This window comes from uncultured Negativibacillus sp., assembly GCF_944388365.1.
Taxonomy (GTDB): domain Bacteria; phylum Bacillota; class Clostridia; order Oscillospirales; family Ruminococcaceae; genus Negativibacillus.
Genome location: NZ_CALXIN010000025.1, coordinates 1 through 23,950 on the forward strand (window position 1 = coordinate 1; position 23,950 = coordinate 23,950).

19 protein-coding genes are annotated in these 23,950 nt (G+C 51.4%); 4 read left to right on the plus strand and 15 right to left on the minus strand.

Going from position 1 to position 23,950, the window contains the following annotated elements; genetic code table 11:
* Positions 1-515: 515 nt before the first annotated feature.
* From Q0L39_RS05380 to Q0L39_RS05440, 13 genes are all read right to left on the minus strand, one after another.
* Positions 516-1,589, minus strand: a complete 1,074-nt coding sequence (locus Q0L39_RS05380; RefSeq protein WP_296627340.1) for a Gfo/Idh/MocA family oxidoreductase — start codon at positions 1,587-1,589, stop codon at positions 516-518.
* 326 nt (positions 1,590-1,915) lie between these two features.
* The gene (locus Q0L39_RS05385; RefSeq protein WP_296627370.1) at positions 1,916-3,229 is read right to left on the minus strand and encodes a nucleotide sugar dehydrogenase; all 1,314 of its coding nucleotides are present in this window, start codon (positions 3,227-3,229) and stop codon (positions 1,916-1,918) included.
* 6 nt (positions 3,230-3,235) lie between these two features.
* The gene (locus Q0L39_RS05390) at positions 3,236-4,537 is read right to left on the minus strand and encodes an oligosaccharide flippase family protein (RefSeq protein ID WP_296627342.1); all 1,302 of its coding nucleotides are present in this window, start codon (positions 4,535-4,537) and stop codon (positions 3,236-3,238) included.
* On the minus strand, positions 4,534-5,895 hold the full coding sequence (locus tag Q0L39_RS05395) for an O-antigen ligase family protein (RefSeq protein WP_296627344.1): 1,362 nt from the start codon (positions 5,893-5,895) through the stop codon (positions 4,534-4,536). Before Q0L39_RS05395 ends, Q0L39_RS05390 begins: the two co-directional genes overlap by 4 nt.
* Positions 5,896-5,941: 46 nt before the next feature.
* Entirely contained in the window at positions 5,942-7,144 is a 1,203-nt protein-coding gene (locus Q0L39_RS05400) for a glycosyltransferase (protein WP_296627345.1), read from the minus strand.
* A gap of 11 nt (positions 7,145-7,155) precedes the next feature.
* Entirely contained in the window at positions 7,156-8,301 is a 1,146-nt protein-coding gene (locus Q0L39_RS05405; protein ID WP_296627347.1) for a glycosyltransferase family 4 protein, read from the minus strand.
* A 52-nt stretch (positions 8,302-8,353) separates the two neighbouring features.
* Positions 8,354-9,604 (minus strand): glycosyltransferase family 4 protein, encoded by a 1,251-nt coding sequence (locus Q0L39_RS05410; RefSeq protein WP_296627349.1) that lies wholly within the window; start codon positions 9,602-9,604, stop codon positions 8,354-8,356.
* A gap of 28 nt (positions 9,605-9,632) precedes the next feature.
* A complete protein-coding gene (locus Q0L39_RS05415) occupies positions 9,633-10,313 on the minus strand; it encodes a sugar transferase (protein ID WP_296627372.1) in 681 nt (226 codons plus the stop codon).
* Positions 10,314-10,326: 13 nt separating this feature from the next.
* Positions 10,327-11,526 carry a DegT/DnrJ/EryC1/StrS family aminotransferase gene (locus tag Q0L39_RS05420; protein ID WP_296627350.1) on the minus strand — a complete coding sequence of 400 codons (1,200 nt, stop codon included), beginning with the start codon at positions 11,524-11,526 and terminating at the stop codon, positions 10,327-10,329.
* Between the two features lie 57 nt (positions 11,527-11,583).
* A complete protein-coding gene (locus Q0L39_RS05425; RefSeq protein WP_296627353.1) occupies positions 11,584-13,029 on the minus strand; it encodes a hypothetical protein in 1,446 nt (481 codons plus the stop codon).
* 26 nt (positions 13,030-13,055) lie between these two features.
* Positions 13,056-14,942, minus strand: coding sequence for a nucleoside-diphosphate sugar epimerase/dehydratase (locus tag Q0L39_RS05430; RefSeq protein WP_296627355.1), 1,887 nt, complete (start codon positions 14,940-14,942; stop codon positions 13,056-13,058).
* A 447-nt stretch (positions 14,943-15,389) separates the two neighbouring features.
* Positions 15,390-15,842 (minus strand): threonine/serine exporter family protein, encoded by a 453-nt coding sequence (locus Q0L39_RS05435; protein ID WP_296627357.1) that lies wholly within the window; start codon positions 15,840-15,842, stop codon positions 15,390-15,392.
* 16 nt (positions 15,843-15,858) lie between these two features.
* Complete coding sequence (locus tag Q0L39_RS05440; protein ID WP_296627358.1) at positions 15,859-16,671, minus strand: threonine/serine exporter ThrE family protein; 813 nt, start codon at positions 16,669-16,671, stop codon at positions 15,859-15,861.
* Between the two features lie 191 nt (positions 16,672-16,862).
* On the opposite strand from Q0L39_RS05440, the gene Q0L39_RS05445 reads away from it, so the two are divergent.
* The 4 genes from Q0L39_RS05445 to Q0L39_RS05460 all read left to right on the plus strand — a co-directional run bounded on the left by Q0L39_RS05445 (position 16,863) and on the right by Q0L39_RS05460 (position 21,519).
* Positions 16,863-18,047, plus strand: coding sequence for a cation diffusion facilitator family transporter (locus Q0L39_RS05445; RefSeq protein ID WP_296627360.1), 1,185 nt, complete (start codon positions 16,863-16,865; stop codon positions 18,045-18,047).
* 77 nt (positions 18,048-18,124) lie between these two features.
* Positions 18,125-18,811: a (d)CMP kinase gene (cmk, locus tag Q0L39_RS05450; protein WP_296627362.1), complete on the plus strand. Its 687-nt coding sequence runs from the start codon at positions 18,125-18,127 to the stop codon at positions 18,809-18,811.
* Between the two features lie 24 nt (positions 18,812-18,835).
* Positions 18,836-19,462, plus strand: coding sequence for a lysophospholipid acyltransferase family protein (locus Q0L39_RS05455; RefSeq protein WP_296627364.1), 627 nt, complete (start codon positions 18,836-18,838; stop codon positions 19,460-19,462).
* 23 nt (positions 19,463-19,485) lie between these two features.
* Complete coding sequence (locus Q0L39_RS05460) at positions 19,486-21,519, plus strand: bifunctional 4-hydroxy-3-methylbut-2-enyl diphosphate reductase/30S ribosomal protein S1 (RefSeq protein ID WP_296627366.1); 2,034 nt, start codon at positions 19,486-19,488, stop codon at positions 21,517-21,519.
* A gap of 376 nt (positions 21,520-21,895) precedes the next feature.
* Here Q0L39_RS05460 and Q0L39_RS05465 read toward each other — a convergent pair whose 3' ends face one another.
* Positions 21,896-22,432 carry a cysteine hydrolase family protein gene (locus Q0L39_RS05465; RefSeq protein WP_296627367.1) on the minus strand — a complete coding sequence of 179 codons (537 nt, stop codon included), beginning with the start codon at positions 22,430-22,432 and terminating at the stop codon, positions 21,896-21,898.
* 25 nt (positions 22,433-22,457) lie between these two features.
* Positions 22,458-23,711: an aminopeptidase P family protein gene (locus Q0L39_RS05470; RefSeq protein ID WP_296627369.1), complete on the minus strand. Its 1,254-nt coding sequence runs from the start codon at positions 23,709-23,711 to the stop codon at positions 22,458-22,460.
* Between the last annotated feature and the right edge of the window lie 239 nt (positions 23,712-23,950).

Consider the following 23,950-nt stretch of genomic DNA (forward strand, 5'->3'; position numbering starts at 1 on the left):
TTGTTTTCATTGCCCCCGAGAATGTCGCTTTGCTCCATTCTCCCAACCATCATCTTTTCTGCTCAAAACAGGCTTTGTTTTCATTGCCCCCGAGAATGTCGCTTTGCTCCATTCTCCCAACCATCATCTTTTCTGCTCAAAACAGGCTTTGCTTTCATTGACCCTAGTATCGTCTTTGCGCCGTAGGCAAACACTTTTCTTTTGGCTCCATCTTTTCTTTTAGTAAAGACATTGCCGCGAGCTGAAAACTTCCGTTCACCACAAAGCCGATACGCGAGGGCAATGTTTTGCTTTCTACTCAAAACTGGTTTTGCTTTCATTGCCCCTGAGAATGTCGCTTCGCTCCATTCTCCCAACTATCGTCTTGCGCCGTAGGCAAACACTTTTCTTTTGGCTCCACCTTTTCTTTCAGTAAAGATGGGTTCGCGAGATCAAAACTTCCGTTCACCACAAAGCCAATTCGCGAAACACTTTTCTTTTGGCTCCACCTTTTCTTTTAGCAAAGAAAAGGTGGACTAGAATTCGCCTTTCATATCAATGCTTGCAAAATCGCTCAGCGGCAGCTTGACCGGCTTGCCTTCCTTCTGGCTCTTGTAGATCGCCAGTACCATTTCCAGCGCGTTTCTGCCTGCGTAAGCATCGACATATGGCTTGCGGTCGTGCTCAATGGCGTCGATAACATCGGCGTACAGGCTGGTGTGACCGTTGCCGTAAACGTTGCTGGTCGCTTCCTGAAGACCCTTGTTCTTCTGGTCCTCCTCACCTTCGTCTGCAAAATCCCAGACGTCGATGTTGTTGGTGGATTTGCCGCCCAGCTTGACAGTACCGTTCTCACCAAAGAGGTAGAGGGTCTCCTCCAGGTTCTTCGGATAAACGTTGGTGGTGCCTTCGACAGTAGCAACTGCGCCGTTTTTGAACTTGACGACTGCCATGCCGATGTCCTCTGCTTCCAGGTAGTGATGGAACTGCTGTCTGGTGACACCGTAAACTTCGTCAACCTCGCCGCCCATCATCCAGCGCAGCAGGTCGATGCCGTGGATACACTGGTTCATCAGTGCGCCGCCGTCCTGTGCCCAGGTGCCTCTCCATTTTGCCTGGTCGTAGTAGTCGCGGTTGCGGTTCCAGCGAACGTGGATCGAACCGTGAGAAAGCTTGCCGAAGCGTCCTGCTTCCAGCGCTTTTCTCATCTGCTGAACCGCTACGTTGAATCGGTTCTGATGGCAGGCCGAAACCTTGACGCCCTTTTCCTCGCTGCGGCGGATAATCTCGTTTGCGTCCGCCATGCTCATCGCCATCGGTTTTTCGATGATAACATTGACGCCGTGGTCGATGCAGTACAGCGCAATCTCAGCGTGAACGCCGCTTTCGGTGGCGATGCCGACCAGCTGCGGCTGTTCCTTTTCGATCATCTCTTTGTAGTCGGTATAGCGGTGGATGGAAGGATCGTTGTTCAGCTCATGTTTTGCCAGCAGATTTTCCATCTGCTCCGGCACAACATCGCAGACTGCTGCAAATTCCAGGTGATTGTTGAGCACCGCCTTGACATGGTTGGTTGCAATTCTTCCACAGCCAATTAAAGCATATTTCATCCTGATATTCCTCCTTGCAGGCCCAGCCTGCTTGTGTTTTTCTCAAACGAGAACCGCGTTCGCACCAAAACGGAGCACGAGGGTTCATCTGCCTGCATTGCAGGCAAGGTACTGACGTACCGCAGCAATCGAAACTGCGAACGACAGATTGTCGCTCCTCTACCTATGCTTATTTCATTTTTATTAAGTGACACAGGGGCGTTGCCCCCGTACCCCTATGAGCTTTTTGTAAAAAGCTCAAGCAAAAACTTTTTTTCGCCCCTATGTCACTTATTTTTCGCAGCAGGCGAGCACTTTTCTTTTAGCAAAGAAAAGGTGGAAAACGATTACAGAACTTCGATATTCTCACGGTTTGCGATGTTCTTCATTGCATTCTTGGTATCGAAGATCAGTGCTGCATTCTTCTGTACCATGTCATAATCAATGTTGGTGTGTGCAGTGGTAATCATGACAAGGTCTGCTGCTTTGAGGACGTCCTCGGTCAGTGCAGGAATGCTCTGACGAACCTGTCCGTTATGTTTGTATTCTTTGACCCATGGATCGAAGAAGGTAACCTCTGCACCCTCGCGCTCCAGTACGTCAATGACCTTCAGCGCTGGGCTCTCACGGTAGTCGTCGATGTCCTGTTTGTATGCAACACCCAGAACCAGTACCTTGGAGCCGTTCATTGCCTTTTTCACCTTGTTGAGCAGCTTTGCAGCGCGGTCAACACAGTATTCCGGCATCTTATCGTTGATCATCATCGAGCTTTCGATCATGGATGTATGGAATCCGTACTCTCTTGCTTTCCAGGAGAGGTAGTATGGGTCGAGCGGGATGCAGTGACCGCCAAGACCTGGACCTGGATAGAATGCCTGGAAGCCGTATGGTTTTGTCTTTGCAGCGTCAACAACTTCCCACATGCTGATGCCCATCTCGTTGCACAGCATTGCCAGCTCGTTGACCAGACCGATGTTGATGTTGCGGTAGGTGTTCTCCAGAATCTTTTCCATCTCAGCAACTGCTGGGCAGGATACCTCGTAAACTTCGCCTTCCAGAACTGCACGGTACATTGCAGCAATTACCTCGGTAGCGTCCTTGCCGATTGCGCCAACAACCTTTGGAGTGTTCTTGGTCTTGTAGATGAGGTTTCCTGGATCGACACGTTCCGGAGAGAAGCCGAGGTAGAAGTCCTCGCCGCATTTGAGGCCGGAGCCGTTTTCGAGGATTGGTTTAATCAGTTCTTCGGTGGTGCCTGGGTAGGTGGTGGACTCCAGAACAACCATGGTTCCCTTCTTCAGGTATTTGGATACCGAGGTAGCAGAGTCGCGGACATAGCTGATATCCGGCTGCTGGTGTGCATCCAGTGGAGTCGGAACACAGATTGCGATAAAGTCAACGTCCTTGACAAAGCTGAAGTCGGTGGTTGCAGAGAGCATGCCGCTCTTTACAATCTCGGCCAAGTCGCTGTCCACAACGTCGCCGATGTAGTTATGGCCTGCATTGACCATCTCTACCTTCTGCTGCTGAACGTCAAAACCGATGGTTTTGAAGCCGGCTTTTGCCTTTTCAACAGCCAGCGGCAGACCAACATAACCCAGACCAACAACTCCGACAACAATTTCCTTATTTTCTATTTTGCGGAGCAATTCATTTTTCATCATGGTTCATCTCTCCAATCTGTTTTTGCATATATTTCTTAAATGAATGTTCATTATAAGCCCTGACAAGAAGTAGACGACAATCAGAGCGATTGCCGCGCCGTAGATACCCAGCAGGCTGACCGCAGCAATGTCGATCACCGCATGGACGACTACAAACACAATGTTGATTTTCAGATTAAATTTTTCCTCGCCGGTCACCGCCAGGATGTTGCCCGAGATTCCTCGGAACACCGCCTGAATCCACGATGCCACCAGGAACATCCGCACCAGACTGACCGCTCCCATATACTCCGGTCCTGCAAAGATAAACAGGTAGAGCTTGGCGAAAATAAACAGTCCCAGGTGGAACAGCGTCATCACTGTGCCGTTGATGACAAACAGCTTTTTGTAATTTTCCCAGATCCATTGCTTGTCTTTGATATGCTGGATAAAGTACGGCAGGATGAATACCAGCAGCGCCTCCAGCAAAAACAGCGAGATGGACAGGATGTTTGCTGCCACACGGTACTCCGCCAGCAGCTCCTCGTCCTTGAGCAGCTGTCCGACGATGAACGTTTCGTTGTAGCTCATCACCGTCGAGGTCGCCGAAGCGGTGAGCATAACAATGCCAAAGCGGATGATCGTCTTGATTTCATGCCAATCCAGCTTGATGGCCTTGACCTTCATCATCGGCAGGTCGCGGATGAGCAGGTATCCCATCAGCACACAGAGTGCCATCGACAGATATTTTCCAATCATGACGCCGGTGACGCCCCACAGCACTGCAAAGACAATCTGGAAGATCATCAGCAGGAACGAATAGGTGAAGTTATAAACCGAATAGCGCTGATTTTGGAAAGTTGCCCGCAGCAGCAGCTGAATATCGGTAAACAAAAAGTAGAAGATCGGCAGACAGGACGAAATCACCAGCTGAAAGCGCGCTCCCTCATACGGAAACGGAATGACCAGAAAGGCCGCCGTTGTCAGCACAATCAGAAAAACATCCGCAAAGATACCGATTTTTAAGGAGGCAACAAAGTACCCTTTTTTCTCCTCATCGCTGCCCTGCTGCGCACAAAAGCGCAGGGTGGCATTGGTGATGCCGATGCCGTTAAAGAGCATCACATAGTTTCGGATATTTTCTACATAGGTGAGCAGTCCATAGTCAGCCTTGGAAAGAAAACGCGGCAGAAAAAACACCGAAACAAAGCCCGCGATTTTTGCCAGCGTGGAACCGGCAATGATGTGGAAAAATCCCCTTTTGTGCAGGGTTTTGATTCCTTCCCACAGCTTGTCCCAAAGCTCAGAAAGCTTCTGCTTGTTCATGCGTTCTCCTTTCTCAGGCGAAGATAGCGCGACGAAACCGCCGGCTGTTTTTCTTTCGCTGTTCTTTCTCCCGTCAAAATCAACAGCGATGGAACCGTCAGGAACAGTGTTTCAATCAAAGGTTCATTGTATCCGGCATTGACGGTGATCTGCGCATAGTACAGCACAAAGACCACCAGATATAAAAATCGTCCGCGGCGGTCCAGCCGTTTTTCGATTCTGGCAAAGTTTGTAATCAGGATGCTGTGGAACAGAATGCTTCCCACCAGACCATAGTAGGCAAGGTAGTCGCACACAATCGAGTGTCCGCCCACAATCTCCCGCGGGTTTTCTGCATTTTTGAGGATCAAATCTCCTACACCAAACAGAGGAGAGGTCAAAAAGGTTTTGAGCGAGGTGGTATACAGGTCGATTCTGGTTCCCGCATCGCTTCCCTCGGTGATACCGCTGCCGCTCAAGAGGTTGCCGACCTCGATAAAACGAAGCTGCATCTTCAGGCTGTCGGTATTCTCCGCAATAAAGTAGAAAATACGGTACAGATTTGGCACCACCACCAGTGCCGCCAGACAGCACGCCAGCAAGATGGCTGTCGTAGGTCCGCCATGTTTGGGCAGCCGGCAGAGCACCAGCAGCGAAAACGCAAAGACAAACAAAATCGCAAACGAGTAGTTGCTCATTACGATGACCAGCAGTCCCAGCAGAACGACCAATCCCCAGCCGATCGTTTCAAACAGCTTGGGACGGTAGTACCAGATGATGCCTACCACCGCCACGGTGAACATGGTCAGCGAATAGATGTGCTGGTATCCTCCCGTGATTGGACTTGCCAGCGGTCCGGTCACCTCAGGGTCACCGTTTGCAAGCAGTCGGGAAACATCGGGATTTTGCCGCAGTGCAAACACCGTGCCGACGTTAATCAGCAGGAAGTAGGCGACCACCGCAAAGGTCAGCAGCTTGAGCGCAAACCGATCCTCCCTTGAATAGTAGAACCAGAACATCAGATAGAAAATCGGCATCAACAGATGATGGAACGGAAATTCCACATGGCCCATGACCGCATAAACTGCCAGCAGCACCGGCCATCCAAAGCTTAGCAGCATCGCCGGATGCAGCACCGTTTTCCAGAACAGCTGCCACTCGGAAATCATGGCAAATCCTGCCCACAGCACAACCACTCCGGCGTACATCACCCAGTTATACATAAACGACTCCGGATTGATGCCCCACAGCAGCACAAACAGCGCACACAGCTCCCTTGGGAGATGCAGAAAGGAAAATCCCTTATTCTGGCGAATATACTTTGATTCTTCCACTGCCGGCAGCACCTCCCCTTTGTACAACAAAATTTTATGATTCATGACTTTTTTCCATTATAGCACACTTGCTATGTAAACGTCCCTGTTTTTAGGCAAAAGCCTTTTCCAATTCCCGTTTTTCTGCACCGATCAGCTGCTGATACTCCTGCATCAGTCGGGATGCGACCGCCTGAGAGGAATAGTTTTCCCGAATCTGCGCCGCGATCGCCGCGCGATTATAGCTGCCGTCGTTGCAGTACATGGTGAGCATCGCACTGGAAAGTGCATCCACATCGTCCGGCTCCACCATCATGCCGTTGTGGTCATTGACAAAGCACTCCGGACCTCCGCAGCGGGTCGCAATGACCGGAACGCCGCAGGACAGCGCCTCCAGATAGGAAACGCCAAACGTCTCGGACACCGATGCCAGCACAAAGCAGTCGGAATCGCTGAGCCGCTGTGCGATCTCCTCGCGCGGACGAAGCCCCAGCATCTGAATGCGTTCCTCCATGCCAAGGTCGTGAATAAGCTTACGAAGCACGCCTTCCTCCTCGCCCTGTCCGCAGATGGTCAGACGCACCTTCGGACACTCGGCAAAAGCTTTTGCAAAGGCTTTAATCAGCACATCCATGCGCTTGATTTTGCGCAGGTTTCCACAGCTGAGGAAGGAAAACTCGCCGCCTTCCTCCTCCATCTCGACCTCCTCACGCAGCGCACGCTGACGCTCGTGGTGGTCGCTGTAACAAAACAGCTCGGTGTCCACCATATCCGGTATCCACTCTACATGACGTTTGCTGTGCTCCTCCATGTGCTGTGCCAGCGCCGGACTGACCGCGATCAGGCGGTCCGCCGCCGCAAATGCCGTTTTCACCGCACCGGCGATGTCCTTTGGCAGCCGCTCCTGATTGACCAGCGAGGAATGCTCGGTGACTACCAGCGGAAAATGCTCTTTCTCCTTGAGCTTTGCCGCCAGATAGGCATAGTCGGTAAAGTGTGCATGAAGAACATCCGGTCTGCCAAATTCCCGCACAGCACGGTTGTACAGCCGCTGCAGCGCCCATTCTCCGATGGGATAGAAAATCTTCTTTGGAAGATTTCCCAGCGGCACACTGAGCACCCGCACCGATACGCCGTCGCGCTCGTACGACTGGAAGCCCCAGCGTCTGGTGCGGCGGATGGAACGCAGATCCAATGCCAGAAAGACCACCTTGCAGCCGGCCTCTGCCAGCGCCCGCGCCTGGTCAAACTCAAAAACTCCGTTTGTCGAATAACGCGGGGTAGGTACCCCTCTGGATAAAATATACGTAAGCATAATGACTCCTTCTAAGCCAAACCTTTCTCTTTTGCAAGCTCTGCATACAGAGCAAACAGTTTTTCCTGCTCAATACCCCAGTTATATTTGTTCAAAACCGCTCTGCGGCCATTTTCTCCCATCTGTTTTGCGGCATCCGCATCGCCCAGAACCGTTTGAATCGCTTTGGCAATCGCCTGCACATCCGCCGGATCGACAGTGACACCAAAGCCATCCTCCTGCACCGAACGGCGCATGAACGGATAATCCGAGACCACCACCGGCAGTCCTGCCGCCATATATTCATATACCTTGGTCGGGAAGTTATCCAGGCTTGCATACTGTCCCACATTGAGGATAGTGGACATGCCGGCGCTGGAACGCGCATACACCTGTGCCAATTCCTGTCGTCCCAGGTAGCCAAGATACTCCACGCAGCGGTACTCCGGCATCGCTTCCAACTCCCTCTGGTAGCTGTCGCTGGAATACTTTCCTGCCAGAATCAGCTTGACGCCGGCAAGATCCGCCGCCCGAATCAGATGGGTGATGCCCCTCTGATAGGTAAGGCTTCCGGTGCAGCAGACAGTCTTTCCGTCCTTCTGAGCAGTACACTCCTCAGGGGAAAGCATCTCCTCGAGCATGACCGCATTGGAGATGATAACGGTTCGTTTGGCGCGGCCTGCAAAGATGTCCACTCCGTTTTTGGTACAGGGGAACAGCACCGCATCCAGCTGTCTGACCACATGGGTTTCGTAGCTTTTATATACCCCAGAAATGATTCTGCGCAGAAAGGCAGGAATCCACTCCTTCTCCATGATCTGGGTCGGATAGTCCTCGTGGCTGTCAAAAATTACCTTTTTGCCCTTCTTTGCAAGCTTCAGTCCGTAGGGCAGCAGCTCAGGGTCGTGGAATTCATAGATGTCCGCGTCCTCCTCCAGCGCCTTCTGGTAGACCGCCTTGGCGCCAAACAGCATCCTTTTGAGTCTCGAGGAGCTGTCCACCGGCACCTGTACGACCTTTGCACCCTTTTCGACGCTTTCTCCCACCGACTGCGCATCCTTTGCCTTGACCACAAAGGTGACGTCATACCCTGCCTTTGCCAGCGAAGCACACTGTTTGTGAAAGATACGGGTATCGTTGGGCGCGTGGGCGCTGGAAAAATGGCAAACCTTGGTCATATCTTCTTCCTTCCAATCAGTTATATATTTCTTATAAAATACAATTTGTTGATTACTGCATTGCTTTGTTCAGGATTCCCAGCAGCTTTTCGCTGAGCGCACGATAGTCATACTGCTCGGCAGCATGGCGTGCATTGCGGCAGATCTGCTGATACTCCTCCTTTGGCATCTGTGCAAAGCGCAGCACCTCTTTGCACATCGCCTCGGTATCCTGGGTAGGAAGTGTAATTCCTGCGTGATACCGCTCGATCAGGTCATAGCTGACCGTCAGGTCGGACAGCACCGGACGCGCACTTGCAAAGTAGTCAAACTGCTTGTTGAGGCTGCATCCAAAGCGCATGATTCCGGTCTGCTTGACGTGGTTGAGGTTGAGGTCGGAGCGCGAGAGGATGAACGGAACATACTTTTTCTCCACCTTGCCAGGGAAGCGGATGTTGTCCAGCCCCTTCTCCTTGCACTGTTGGATGAGCTCCTCGCGCTCGGTACCGTCGCCGTACAGCAGGAAACGGATGTTGTCCTGCCCGTGCTGCTTCATATATTCCGCCATCTCGACCACCTTACTCAGGTTGTTGACCAGGCGGATCGAGCCGGTGTAGACCACCTTGAAGGTGCTGTCGTCGAGCAGATCAGGATCGTCCAGCTTGTACTGCTCACGGTTATGGTCAAATTCCTCCAGATCGACGCCGTTGTTGAGGTTCTCGATTTTATCCAAAGGAACTGCCTTTTCCCAGCCTTTTTCGCGGATGTAGTCCTTGCCGCCTTCCATGGTAAAGATCAGGCGATCGGCATGTTTGTACAGCCACTTTTCCAGCTGGTACAGCACCAGAATAATCGGATTTTTGCGGGACATTCCCTTGTATTCGACGATCGACTCCGGCCAGATGTCGCGCACCTCGACCACACACGGCACCTTCAGCCTGCGTGCGGCAATCAGCGCCGAGCCTGCTGCAAAGATAGTCGGTGCAGAGGTGTAGATGACGTCCGGTTTCTCTCCATTTTTGACGAATTTCTTTACTGCCTGTTGAATTCGCAGTGGAAATTCCAGCATATTATAAATTCTGGACAGACCGTTGCCGGTATAATCCCTTGTTTTCAGGAAGGTATACGGCACACCGTCCATCGTTTCTTCTTTGTAAAGCGATCCGTCGCGGATCATATTGATATTGGTATTGTGGATCTCACTGGCGGTAAAGATGCGGACCTCGTGTCCCATCTGATGCAGATACTTGGAAAAATAGTAGTGGCGCACCAGTCCACCCATCGACGGTGGAATTGCATAATGATTGATGATCCAAACCCTCATAAATCTCCTCTGCCCTTCTTCTCTTGAACTAGTGCAGCACTGCCAGCACCGTATCCAGCATGGTTTTCAGCTCTCCCCAGAACGAAAACTCCATCAGACTCTGCAGATTATACTCCATCTTGCCAGGCAGCACCTGCTGCACATAGGTTTCGTCGGCATTTTCAGCCGCACTCAGCAGCCGATCCTCGTCTTTATAAAGGATGGAGGCCTGCGAAGTCACTCCCGCCGGCAGCAGGAGCGTCGCCATCATCTGCGGCGTATAGCGCGCCACATACTTTGGCACCTCTGGTCGGGTACCGACAAAGCTCATCTCGCCGCGCAGGATGTTTAACAGCTGCGGCAGCTCGTCGAGGCGGCAGCGGCGGAGCAGATGCCCCATTCTGGTGATGCGGCTGTCGCCTGCGACGGTGACCTGCGTACCCAGCTGCGGCGCATTCTGCACCATGGTGCGGAACTTAAAGATGCGAAACTCTTTTCCGTACTGGGTGACACGCACCTGACGAAACATGACCGTTCCAGGCGAATCCAGCTTGATGGCGATGGCAAGCACCAGCATCACCGGCGACAATACCACCAACAAAACAGCCGACAGGAGAAAATCAAAGATTCGTTTGCAGACAAGCTGTCCTTTTTTGCGGGACAAGGCGTCATAATACGGGCGCACGCTGTCGTTTTGCAGCGACGGTGGAAGCTGCTCCCATGGTTTCAGCAAAACCGTTCACCTATCCCTTCAAGACACTGACAAAGCTGTCCAGCACATACTCCACCTGTTCATCGGTGAGCAGCGTGTGCAGCGGCAGTGTCACTTCATTCTGATACATATGGAAGGCGTTTGGATAGTCTTTGATATCAAAGCCCAGCGCCTTGTATGCAGTGTGCATCGGCAGCGGTTTATAGTGGACGTTGGTCGCCACATCCCGCTGTGCCATCTTGACGATAAAGTCGTTGCGGTACTGCTCATCCTTGCCGTTTAAGCGCACCAGATACAGATGACCGCTCGAAGCAAAATCGTCGCCATAGTGGCGCAGCACGCTGACCGGCAGGGTGTCCATCACGGCGTCATAGCGGCCGATGATCTCTCTGCGGCGCTGCAGAAGTTCTGGATAACGCTTCATCTGTGCCAGTCCGATGCCCGCCATAATGTCGGTCATGTTGCACTTGTAGCCGGTGATGACAATATCATATTCCCATGCACCCAGCTGGGTCTTTGCCAGCGCATCCTTGGACTGACCGTGCAGCGAGAGCAGCATGTATTTTTTGTACAGGTCCTCATTGTCGATGCCGTCGAGATCTCTCCAGACAACGGCGCCACCCTCGGCAGTAGTAAAGTTTTTGACTGCGTGGAAGGAGAAAGCGGTAAAGTCGGCGATCTCGCCGCACATCTTGCCGTGCCATCTTGCACCAAAGGCATGAGCGGCATCAGCGACGACCGCTACTCTGCCCAGCGCCTGCTGAATCTTGTTCTCGGATGGCGTGAAGAGGGATTTTTTCTCCTCCACGATGGCAAAGATGCGGTCATAGTCGCAGACCTTGCCGCCGATATCCACCGGAATGATCGCCTTGGTTTTCTCGGTGATGGCATTTTCCAGCGCATCGTAGTCCATCTCAAAGCTGTCCGGCTGGCAGTCTACCAGCACCAGCTTTGCTCCGACATGGCAGACGACGCTGGCAGAAGCCGTATAGGTATAAGCGCAGGTAATGACCTCATCGCCTGGACCGATGCCCAGCTGATGCAGCGTCAGCTCCAGCGCAGCAGTCGCAGAGTTTAAGCAGACCGCTCTGCTGGTGTGGCAGAACTGCGCCACCTGACGTTCCAACTCCTTGGTCTTTGGTCCGGTGGTGATCCAGCCGGAGCGCAGCGCTTCAACGACCTGTTCAATCTCAGCTTCGCCGACATCCGGCGGAGAAAACGGAATTTTCATAAGACGATCCATCCCTTTCGTTTTCATTAACATCTGTTCTGTGGAAAATCTGCCGCACTACTCTGCCAGCAGAATACCCAGAATCTCTTTCTCTGATTTTTCCAGACGGATGATTTCACGGTTGATCTCGCTGATGAGCGATACGCCGCTCTGTTCCACCAGAACGACCGCATCCGCCTGCGCAATGGTTTCAATCGAAGCTGCATTTTTGAGCATCGACGGGCAGCACTGATAGGTAACCGTCTGGTCAGAACAGGATGCCAGCGCCTTTGCAAGCTGCTGCATCTGTTCGCTGTCGCCGCTGCTTGCCAGCGCGACGGTCAGCTTCTGTCCCTTTGCCATCGCACCAATCGAAGCTGCAGTGTAGGCACAGGCCTGCGCAACATCGTCGAAGATCTGGCGTTCTGCGTTGCCCTCGATGTGGTCGATCAGTTTATGGAACAGTGGACGACGTTTCTTCTCTCCGGTGTGTGCCACTGCAAACAGTTCCAGGTTATAAAGCTTTGCCAGCTGATAAGCGCCGTCCAGACGGTTGTCTGCCAGGTAGCTGAGCAGCACCCACAGGCAGATGATGATGCCGCCGAGTACGCCGCCAATAATTCCAAACAGAATCGCCTTTTTGATGACGCTCATCATCGAAACCGACGGTTCCACCGGCATGTCGCGCTGTAAGGTTGCCAGTTCTGCCTCGTTGGTCTTGATGGTTTCCTGCAGCTCTTCAATCTCCGTGTCGGTCTGGCGCTGGAATTCCGCCAGTGTTTCATCGACCATAATCATACTGGAATCGGAGATAACGGTGGTGGTATGCGGTGCAATCGCATCGCTCAGATTTTCTTTGAGATAGTCAAAGACATAGTCTGTGATCTTGGAGGCAGTTTCTTCGTCCTGTGCACGTGCACGGATGACGATGACGCCCTCGTTGCCGTCGCTGTGTTTGACGGTGACATTGCCGATGCTGTCCTTGACCTGTACATCACCCGCGCGCTCAATGGTCAGCAGCTCATCGATGTATTTAATATCGAGGTCGGAGCCCAGAATCTCCCGCAGATCGTCATACAGCTGTGCACTGCGGTAGGCATCGCAGTAGGCGCTGACAATCTCGCCGGTCTTGTTGGGAGACTGATAATACTGGCTCGGCACGATCTGATAGCCGGTATCCACATAGAAGATCAGTTCGCTGACAGCTTCATTGTAGGCATCCAGATTGTAGTATACACTTTCCTCGGTATACTGAACCTTGCTTTCCAGCCGCTGCTGATCCTGTTCGATGCTGCTGCTGAGCTTTTCGGTGGAGTCGTTGTATTCATCCAGCTTGATCTGGTAATCATCCCACAGCTGCTGATAGCGTTCTCCGCTGATCGAACGGTAGCCGCGAAATCCACCGTAAGCTGCAAATACCACAGCAAACGCCACCGCTACCAAAAATATCCTCTCAAACTTTTTGAGGAACAAAATCAGCACATCCTTAAAGGTCACTTCTTTGCCCTGAATGCTCTGATGCATACTGTCCTCTCCTTTCCCTGTTCTCTCTATTTGGTTTCCTCTTCTTTTGCAACCTCACGGTTGACCTCATCCGGGTCACGGTAGGTCGGCACAACCTGCTTCATCGCCTGGCGGACATTCTCCCTGCCGCCTTTTTTAAGCGCATCGGACAAAATCTGCAGTTTGTGGTCCATCTCCTCCTGAGAGATCTCCTGCTGGCGCTCGATGAAGATCTTGCTGCTGGTGGTTTTCATCAGACCATCGCTCTTCATCAACAGCTCCTCATACAGCTTTTCTCCTGGACGAAGCCCTGTTTCCACGATGTCGATGTCCACATAAGGAACATAGCCCGACAGCTTGATAAGGTTTTCCGCCAGATCCAGAATCTTGACCGGCTGTCCCATATCCAGCACAAAAACCTCCGAGCTTGCCGCCATAGCGCCGGCTTCCAGCACCAGTTGGGCAGCCTCCGGAATGGTCATGAAGTAACGGATGATGCGCTTGTCGGTGACGGTGACCGGACCGCCCGCCTCGATCTGACGGCGGAACAGCGGGATAACCGAACCGTTGGAGCCAAGCACATTGCCAAAGCGCACCGCAACATATTCGGTGTGGCTGATTCCCTTCATGCTCTGCAGAATCATCTCGCAGAAACGTTTGGTCGCACCCATGACGTTGGTCGGGTTGACCGCCTTGTCGGTGGAGATCAGCACAAATTTATCGACGCCAAATTCGTCGGCGGCGTGTACCACGTTGTAGGTACCAAAGACATTGTTCTTGACCGCTTCCTCCGGACACTCCTCCATCAGCGGAACATGCTTATGTGCAGCCGCATGGAAGATGATCTGCGGACGGTAGAAGTCCATCAGCTTGCGCACCTTTTCACGGTCGCGCACCGAGGCGATCTCCACCTTGAGGTTAAGCTTGTCCTTGTATTCCATCTTCAGCTCCTGCTGAAGGTCGTAGGCATTGTTTTCGTAAATATCGACAACAATCAGTTCCTTCGGGTTTCGTTTGGCGATCTGACGGCACAGCTCCGAACCGATGGAACCGCCGCCGCCGGTGACCATGACCACCTTGCCGCGCAAAAAGTCAAAGACGTCCTGGTTGTTGAAGATGATGCGTTCACGGCCCAGCAGGTCGTCGATCTTGACATTGCGCACATTCTGGCTCAGATTGCCATCCTGAACCGCTGCAAGAGTATCCGGAAGCACCTTGACATGGCAGTGCAGCGAGGAACACATCTCCAGAATCTCCTTGCGGCGGATCGGATCAGCCGAAGGGATCGCGAAGATAATCTCGGTGACCATCGTGTTGCGCAAAAGCAGCGGCATCATGTCGATCTTACCTTTGACCTCAACGCCGTGGATAAACTTGCCAATCTTTTCAGGGTCGTCATCGAAGAAGCAGACCGGCTGATAGTGGTTGCGCGCATTGTTCTTGATCTCGTTAAGCAGTCCAACACCGGCATTGCCTGCACCGATAATTGCACAGCGCACCTTTTTTTCCTGGTTTTTGCTGGTCTCGTGCATGCGGTATTTTCGATAGATAAAACGCGCCGTCATCATCAATAGCAGCGACATCGAATAAATGCACATCGAAAGCACGCTGGGGATCTTAGGGATCGGCAGCAGCTTCTGCACCACAAAGTAGACCACATACGCCAACGCTCCCATGAGGATCATGGAGATGTATTCGTCGGTCTCAGCATATCTCCACAAACTGTCATAGGACTTGGATGCCCACAGAAAACCGCACAGGCACAGGATCATCAATCCGAAGTTTGGCATCCAGGAAAGAATCTGCTGCCATTCTGTGCCATTTCTGATCGGAACCCAGAAAATCATTGCAAAGTAAACGATATTGGCGATGACCAGGTCCATCAGAAAAACGATCTGTTTGCGGTACCTGCTCAATCCTTTCTTCTCTTTCACGATTCAGTTCTCCATTCCTCTTTAAAATCTGCTGTCCGCACAGACGGTCCTGCCACTCCTGCTTTTGGACAACACAAAAGGGCGGTTTGACTATCATTTCTTAAAAAAACAGCAAACCGCATAAGGTAACAATATCTTTATTATTCTACCATTTCACCCTATCCGGCGCAATGTTTTTTCTGTTAATAATCGTTTCTTTCTATCTTTTGTCCTTTTTTTGAACCTTTTTGCAAAAAAACTTAGACAATCTACCAGTAAATTCCACATTTTGTTGTCAGGATTGTCTAAAGTCTTTGTCCTTCATCTCTATTCTTAACATCGAGTTTATCTTTCTCCTGCTGTTTTTTCGCAAATTTTATCTCATTTTACCTGTTTTTTACGCTCTGCAGCTGCAAAAAAACAGGACAAAACCGCTGTTTTCTGACAAAAACAGCGGTTTTGTCCTGTTTACAACTTTTTTCTCACGCCGGACAATTTTCCCAAAACCGGCGCAGGCAGCGAGAAGGTGCAGACGATCGCCAATGCAATAGCAACCGCAATCTTGATCGTTTCGATGCCCTTTGCCACGGCAAGGTCGTTATATCCCATGATAAAATTATACGCAGTGTAATAGATGCCCGCACCAGGAACGAGCGGGAACAAACCACAGATCAAAAACACCGTGACCGGTGTTTTGCGGCGCACTGCAAAGATGCGCGCCATCAAAGTCAGCGCCACCACTGCCGCAAAGGAAGAGACGGTCGGAGACGGGTAGCTGTTCATCACCAACAGGTAGCACAGCCAGCCCACTGCGCCGCAGATTCCCGAATAAAGATACTGTTCCTTTGGCACCTGAAACAGCACTGCAAAAGAAACGGTAGCAACGAATGCCACCACAACCTGCATCAGCATTTCCATCAATGTCTTCCTCCTTTGCTCAAATGGTAATACCGGTGATCACCGGAAAGATGCGCAGCACCACGCCGACGCCCAGCGCAATACAGCAGGCCACCAGAACGGCATCAATCATGCGGATGGTGCCGGAAAGATAATCTCCGTTGAGAAAATCGCGGATAGAATTGGTCAGCGGCACTCCTGGCAGCAGCGGGATGATCGAACCGATGATGATTTTATCCATGTTCTCGCCAAACAAAAACAGATAGAACAAAATACCGGTCAGGGTAACCAGTGCGCTGCTGAGGATATTGACCATAATTTTGTTGGCTTTGCGGTTAGAAATAAACAGCACAAAGCACCACAGCAGCATACCTGACAAAAAGGAGGCTGCGCTGTCGATCAGACTGCCGCCCAGCAGATAGCAGAAGGAGCCGGAGCCCAGACCTGAGAAAAGCACCTGAAGAGCATTGCTGGTAAACGGGATTTTCTCAATCTGTTCGATGCGCTCCCATGCCTGAGCAACGGTATACTTCTGAGCAACAATCTCACGGGAGAGATTGTTGACCGCCGCTACCCGTCCCAGATGCACCGAGGACAGCGGAACATAGCGGATCTGGCTGGCAATCTCCAGCTCGGGCGATTCGGTCTGTATCTGCTTTCGCATTTCATACCCGTTTTCCTCGATGGAAACAAAGATGCCGTTTGCCAGCACATATACATGAAAGTTTTTGATACCGTAGGCTTTTGCAATCATCTGCATGGTCTGCTGCACTCGGAAGATCTCTCCTCCGTTTTTCAAAAGCACCTCTCCGATGCGTGTGGTCAGTTCCAAAACCTCTCTGCTTTTTTCCAATCCGTTTCCCTCCTGTGCTTTCCCAATCAAAAGCACCTGTTTTTAGTCCTTTCCAGTTTATCACAGTTTATTCCGGCAGACAATCGCCATTTACAAAAAATCCCTTTTTCTTAATTGCATTCGGCAGTTTTTTGCGTTACAATAAGAAGGTTTTATACGACAACATTTTCGTACAGAAAGGCATGATTTTTATGATTCAAATGCTGATTGAACGCTTTGTTCCCAACTGGGAGGACACCCGAAATACCGCTGTGCGTCAGCGTTATGGCATCCTGGCTGCTGCAGTGGGCATCCTCTCCAATATTTTTCTGTTCTTCATCAAGCTGTTTACCGGATTGATTTCGGGCAGCATCGCCATCACCGCCGACGCCGTCAACAACCTTTCGGATGCCGGTTCCTCGGTCATCACCCTGGTCGGCTTTAAGATCGCAGCAAAGCCTGCTGACCCTGAACATCCTTACGGTCACGCCAGAATGGAATATATCTGCGGCATGGCAGTTTCGTTTATCATCATCCTGCTGGGCTTGCAGCTGATGCGCAGCTCGCTGGACAAGATTCTGCACCCCGAAGAAATCTCTGTTTCCCTTGTCACCATGGGCGTTCTGGTGGTGTCCATCCTCACCAAACTCTGGCAGGGACTGTTTAACCGCACCCTGGGCAAACGCATCTCCTCCGAGGCGCTGCAGGCCACCGCTGCCGACAGCCTCAACGACGTTTTTGCCACCTCCGCTGTCCTGATCAGCACCATCTTCTACGCTTTCACCTCCATTCCGATCGACGGATGGATGGGTATGGTGGTTGCCATCTTCATCACCGTTGCCGGCATCAAGCTGGTCATCGAGACCGGCAATCCTCTGCTGGGAGAAGCACCCGATCCTGACTTCATCCGCGAACTGGGCGACCGCATCACCGCCTACGACGGTGTCATCGGCATGCACGACCTTCAGGTCCACAGCTATGGTCACGGCCAGACCTTTGCCTCGGTTCATGCGGAGGTTCCTGCCAACGTCGATATTCTGGTCAGCCACGACATCATCGACAACATCGAGCGTGAGGTCGGCAAGGAAATGAACATCAATCTGGTCATCCACATGGACCCTGTTGTCACCGACGATGAACAGACCAATCTGCTCAAGGCTCAGGTCAACGACATCGTCAAGTCGATCAGCAAAGAGCTGAGCATCCACGACTTCCGCGCCGTCACCGGTCCTACCCACACCAACCTGGTGTTTGACATCGTCATTCCGCCAGCCTTCTCGCTCACCGACAGCCAGATCAAGCAGACCATCTATGCCCGCGTCAAGGAACTGGGCAACTATTATTGCATCATCACCGTTGACCACAACTACGCCTATATTCCCGAGTCGGAACGGTAACTTTTTTTGAAGAAAGCTGTCCTCTCCCGCGAAATTTATGCTATAATAAAAAAAGTCTTGATTGTGGAGGGAAATCTATGATTCGTGTTGCCATCGACGGGCCTTCCGGCGCCGGAAAAAGCACCGTCGCTAAACAAATCGCCAAGGATCTTTCGATCATCTATGTGGACACCGGCGCCATGTATCGCAGCATCGGTCTGTACGTTCTTCGCAAAGGGCTGGATACCAAAGATGCCGCCCAGGTGACAGACTGTCTTTCGAACATCGACCTGCAGACCCGCTATGATCCTGCAAACGGTCAGCGCATCTATTTAAACGGAGAGGATGTCTCCGAGGCAATCCGCACACCGGAGGCTTCGATGGCTGCTTCCAACGTTTCCGCCATCCCTGCGGTCCGCGCTTTTCTGCTCGAGCTGCAGCAGACCATGGCAAAAAAACAGAGCCTGGTCATGGACGGACGGGACATCGGAACGGTGGTCATCCCGGACGCCGAGCTGAAAATCTTCCTGACCGCTTCGCCCGAATCCCGTGCGCACCGCCGGTATCTCGAATATGTGCAAAAGGGACAGTCGGCGGAGTATGAGGAAATTCTGCGGGATGTCATCCAGCGCGACCATCAGGATTCCACCCGTGTTGCCGCTCCGTTGCGACAGGCTGAGGATGCCGTCCTGCTGGACACCACCACCATCAACTTTGAACAGACAGTCACCCTCATCAAACAGATGATTCTGGAGAAAGCAAAGGAACTTGGCTGTTCAATCTAATCCATCCGAAAGGAACGATACAACTTGTTTTATGCAATCGCAATGCGTGCGGTCAATCTGCTGTGGCACATCTGGTTTCGCTTACAGATCAACGGCCGCGAAAATGAACCTGATCAAGGAGGCTATATCCTTGCCAGCAACCACTGTTCGGCTATCGACCCGATGATCGTCTGTCAGGGCGTCCGCAAAACCTATATTCATTTCATGGCAAAGGCGGAGCTGTTCGACATTCCGGTGCTCAAACATGTCATCCGCTGGCTGAAAGCCTTCCCTGTTTCCCGCGGCAGCGGCGATATGAGCGCCATCGAAACTGCCAAACAGGTCATCAGGGACAAGGAAGTGCTGGGACTGTTTCCAGAGGGCACCCGCTCCAAGGACGGTCAGCTGCTCCGCTTCAAATCGGGTCTTGCCTTGATCGCCCAGCAGACCGGCGCGCCGGTTCTGCCTGTCACCATCACCTACTGTGACCCGAAAAAGAGCTTCCGCTCCCGCGTCGTGGTCAACTATGGAAAGCTCGTCACCTGTGAGGAGCTGGGAATCCAGCCGGCAGAAAATGCAGATACTGCCGATCTGACCCATGCGCGTCAGCTCAAAGAGGCTACCCGTACTCTGCATGGCATCATGGAAGAGCTGAAAACACAAAACCTGTAATTTTTTACCGAAAGGAAGATTGTATGCCGGTAACTGTCGCAAAAACCGCCGGTTTCTGCTTTGGTGTGCGCCGTGCCGTGGACACCGTTTATGAGCAGCTGCAATGCAGCTCTCTGCCCACCTCTCCTAAGCTGTTCACCCTCGGAGAAATCATCCACAATTCGCAGGTGGTCGATGAGCTCAAGTCACTGGGCGCCATTCCCGTTCCTTCGCTGGAAGAACTGCTGGAGCAGGAGCTCTCCCGCAAACAGCAGGGCCTTCCCTTTGTGCCGGTCATCATCCGCTCCCACGGTGTTGCCCGCAAGGTATATGAGGCGCTGGAACAAAATGAGATTCCCTATATCGACGCCACCTGTCCCAATGTACAGCGCATCCAAAAGATCGCTGCCGACCAGCCCGAAGGAGCCCTTCTGCTGATCGCCGGAGACAGTAATCATCCCGAAATTCAGGGAATCATGGGACATTGTAATGTAACGTGTGTTACTTTCCAATCAGCTGAGGAATTGCGGAATCTGACCGAAAAACATGCAAATCTGTCCAAAATGACCAGCGTAATGGTCGCTCAGACCACTTTTAACACGTCGGAGTGGCAAAAATGCGTAGAAACTGCGAAAAACCTGTATACAAATCTGAAAATATTTGATACAATATGTAAAGCTACATTGATGAGACAAACAGAAGCTGCACAATTGGCAGAAGTTTCGGATTTCATGATAGTAATCGGCGGCAGACACAGCTCCAATACAAAAAAATTGTCGGACATTTGCGGCCGGTTCTGTACGACTATTTGGGTCGAGACAGCGCGGGAACTTTTGAGCGGTCGAGCAGATGTTGTCTGCCAGATTGATGCAGGCAGTCGAGTCGGTGTTACTGCCGGTGCTTCAACACCGGTGCGTATAATTAAGGAGGTACAAAAAACCATGAGTGAGATTGTAAAAGAAGAGGAAATGTCCTTTGAAGAGATGCTGAACCAGTCCTTCAAGAGTACATATACAGGAGAAAGGGTGAAAGCAATCGTTACCGGCATTGCTCCAAATGAGATCACTGTCGATATCGGTACAAAACACACCGGCTATGTGCCGCTGTCCGAGCTGACCAGCGATCCTAGCCTCAAACCAGAAGACATCGTTAAAAAAGGCGATGAAATCGAACTGGTTGTTCTGCGTGTCAACGACGTAGAAGGTACTGTTATGCTGTCCAAGAAACGTCTGGATGCTCAGGCTGGTTTTGAAAAGGTTATGGCTGCTGCTGGTACCGGCGAAGTTCTCTCCGGCACCGTTACCGACGTTGTAAAAGGCGGCGTTCTGGCTGTTACCGAAGGCGTCAAAGTATTCATCCCAGCTTCCCTGTCCGGTGTTTCCAAGAACGAACCACTCGAGCAGCTGCTCAAACAGAAGGTTGATTTTGTTATCCGCGAAGTCAACGAGAAACGTCACAGAGCTGTTGGCTCGATCAAAGACGTTCTCAAAGAGCAGAAGAAAGCTCTGGAAGAAAAATTCTGGAGCGAAGTTGAAGTTGGCAAACGTTATCAGGGCGTTGTCAAATCCATCACCAGCTACGGCGCATTTGTTGATCTGGGCGGCGTAGACGGCATGGTTCACATCTCTGAGCTGTCCTGGCTGAGAATCAAACATCCTTCCGATGTTGTCAAAGTTGGCGACGTTCTGGATGTTTATGTTAAGGACATCGACGTTGAAAACAAGAAGATCTCCTTGGGCTACAAGAAAACCGAGGACAATCCTTGGGAAGTTCTCAAGAGAGATTACGAGATCGGCAGCGTAGTTACCGCTAAAGTTGTTTCCATGACTGCTTTCGGTGCATTCGCTCAGATCATCCCAGGCGTTGACGGCCTGATCCACATTTCTCAGATCTCCAACGAGAGAATCAACAAACCTCAGGACGTTCTGACCATCGGTCAGGAAGTTCAGGTTAAGATCACCGACATCGACTTCGACAAGAAACGTGTCAGCCTGTCGATGAAGGCTCTGCTGGACGAAAACGCTGAGGAAGCATCCGAAGAAGCTGCTGAAGAAGTTTCTGAAGAGACCGCTGAATAATTTTCCCGCGCAAGTAAAATCCCCCTCTGCGATTATGCAGAGGGGGATTTTTTTTCACCTTTTCTTTGCTAAAAGAAAAGGTGAAGCCAAAAGAAAAGTGTTCGCCTATGGCGCAAAGATGATGGTTGGGAGAATGGAGCGAAGCGACATTCTCAGGGGCAATGAAAGCAAAGCATGTTTTAGGCAGGAAGTAAAACATTGCCCTACTTTGCTAAAAGAAAAGGTGAAGCCAAAAGAAAAGTGTTTTGCACATTGGCATTGTATGCCGAGCTAGTTTTCAGCCTGTGAATCCAACTTTACCAAAAGAGCAACCGAAATTATGAGAGCACAACAAACGGGGTGTGGAAAATTCCACACCCCGTTTACTTTGTTTGATTTACTTTTTCACCTGCTGACTGAGCAAACTTTCCAACGAGAACAGCTGGGCGTATCTTCCCTGCCAGATCTTCTGTTCAAAAAGTTCCTCCATCTGCTGTGCGGAAAGATATTCATTGTCATAGGTTGCGCAGCATCCCTGCGGCACAAGCACCTGATATCCCCGCTCAAACGCCGACTGAATGGTCGCGTCGATACAGAACTCGGTCTGCATTCCTGCGACGATCAGCTGGGTAATTCCCTGTTCGCTGCACCAGCTTTCCAGATCTGTCTCCAGAAACGCGCTGCAGTACGATTTTTCGATGATTACTTCCTCAGCTCTGGGGCGGAGACGGCGGTCGATCTGCCAGCCGTCGCTTCCCTGCTCCAGTTCATCTCCTTCTCCACCGTCATGACGGACATAGAGAACCGGAACCATCTGATTGTGGCACCAGGTGATCAGCTTCACCAGGCGCTCGGTCAGTTCATCTCCCTGATCGGGCAGAGCATCGGTCAGTGCCTGCTGCACATCCACAATCAGGCACGCTGTTTTTTCCATGCTGATTTCCTCCCACAGATGGTCCTTATTTTTTCATCAATGCTTCGATGTCCTCAACTGTCTTGAGGATATTTTCGGAAAGGTTGATTGCCTTCTCCTCGGTGATGAGAATATCGTCCTCGATGCGGACACCAATGCCTTCCTCTGCGATGTACAGACCTGGCTCTACGGTGATGACCATACCTGGACGCAGAGTGCGCAGTGCCGGAGTAACAACGTCGTGGCAATCCAGACCCAGGCTGTGGCTGACGCTGTGGTAATAGTAGTCGCGGACCGTCTTGCCATCCTTGAGCAGACCGATCTTCGGCAGTTCCTTCTCATAGAATTCGATGACCATATTGTTGAGGTCCAGCATGGTCATACCTGGTCTTGCACTGTCGATAATCAGCTGCTGTACTGCCAGAACAACGTTATAAACTTCCTTCTGACGCTCGGTAAATTTGCCGTTGACTGGGAAGGTACGGGAAATATCTGCGCAGTAATGTTCATTGGCACTTCCCAGGTCGATCAGGACCATCTCGTTGTCCTGGACGTTCTGGTTGTTGGTGCTGTAATGCAGGGTAGTCGCTCTGGCGCCGCCTGCTACGATGCTTGGGAAGGCATGCTCTTTGACGCCCTGTTTTGCCAGCTCAAAGTCAAAAGCGCCCTCCAGTGCACATTCGTTGACGCCTGGATATGCAAACTTCATCATTGCTTCGATGGCACGGCGGGTAGTCTCCTGAGCAACGCGCATCTTTTCGATCTCTGCCTCGGATTTTACCACGCGCATCTTCACAATATCGCCGAAGATTTCATCAATCTGTGCTGCCGGATAGTTTGCCTGCACCTTCTGTGCGAACAGATGTGCCTGAGATGGCAGCTGATCTGCGTTGTGTTTCCACAGGTCAAGGTAGAAGGTCATCTTGCCTTCGCCGCGGTTTCTGTCGACAAAGCTGTTGACAGCGCTGTCAAAGTCTTCCAGATAGCGAATATCCTGAATCTCACTGATTGCAGTCGCTTCGTCAGCCTTCATTCTGCCGCCGACCCATTTTGCCTTAAACTCATCGTATGGCTCGATATAGAGCATCTCCGCCTGATTTCCTGCATAGTCCTTGGTCATCACCAGAATCATATTTTCGCGGTCGATGCCGGTCAGATAGTAAAAGTCGCGGTCAACAACAAACGGATACGCTTCATCCGCGGAGCGCATCGGTGCCTTTCCCGAAAAAATCACCAGCATGCAAGGTCCTTTTTTGTCACAGAGAAGCTGTTGACGTCTTTCCTGAAAATGAATGTTCATCACAAATTCCTCCCTATAAAATATATTTTTAAGAGCTTTCTCTATTTGTTTTTCCTGATTCAGTATAACATCCTCGGCGTCGGATTGCAATTTCATCGCTGTATTTCCTATAAAAAAATTCGTTTGTCCTTGCTGTGTGCAAACATAAAAAAAGCGGAGAATGTCATCAAACATTCTCCGCTTTTTTATGTTTGGAGCGGGTTACGAGACTCGAACTCGCCACATCCACCTTGGGAAGG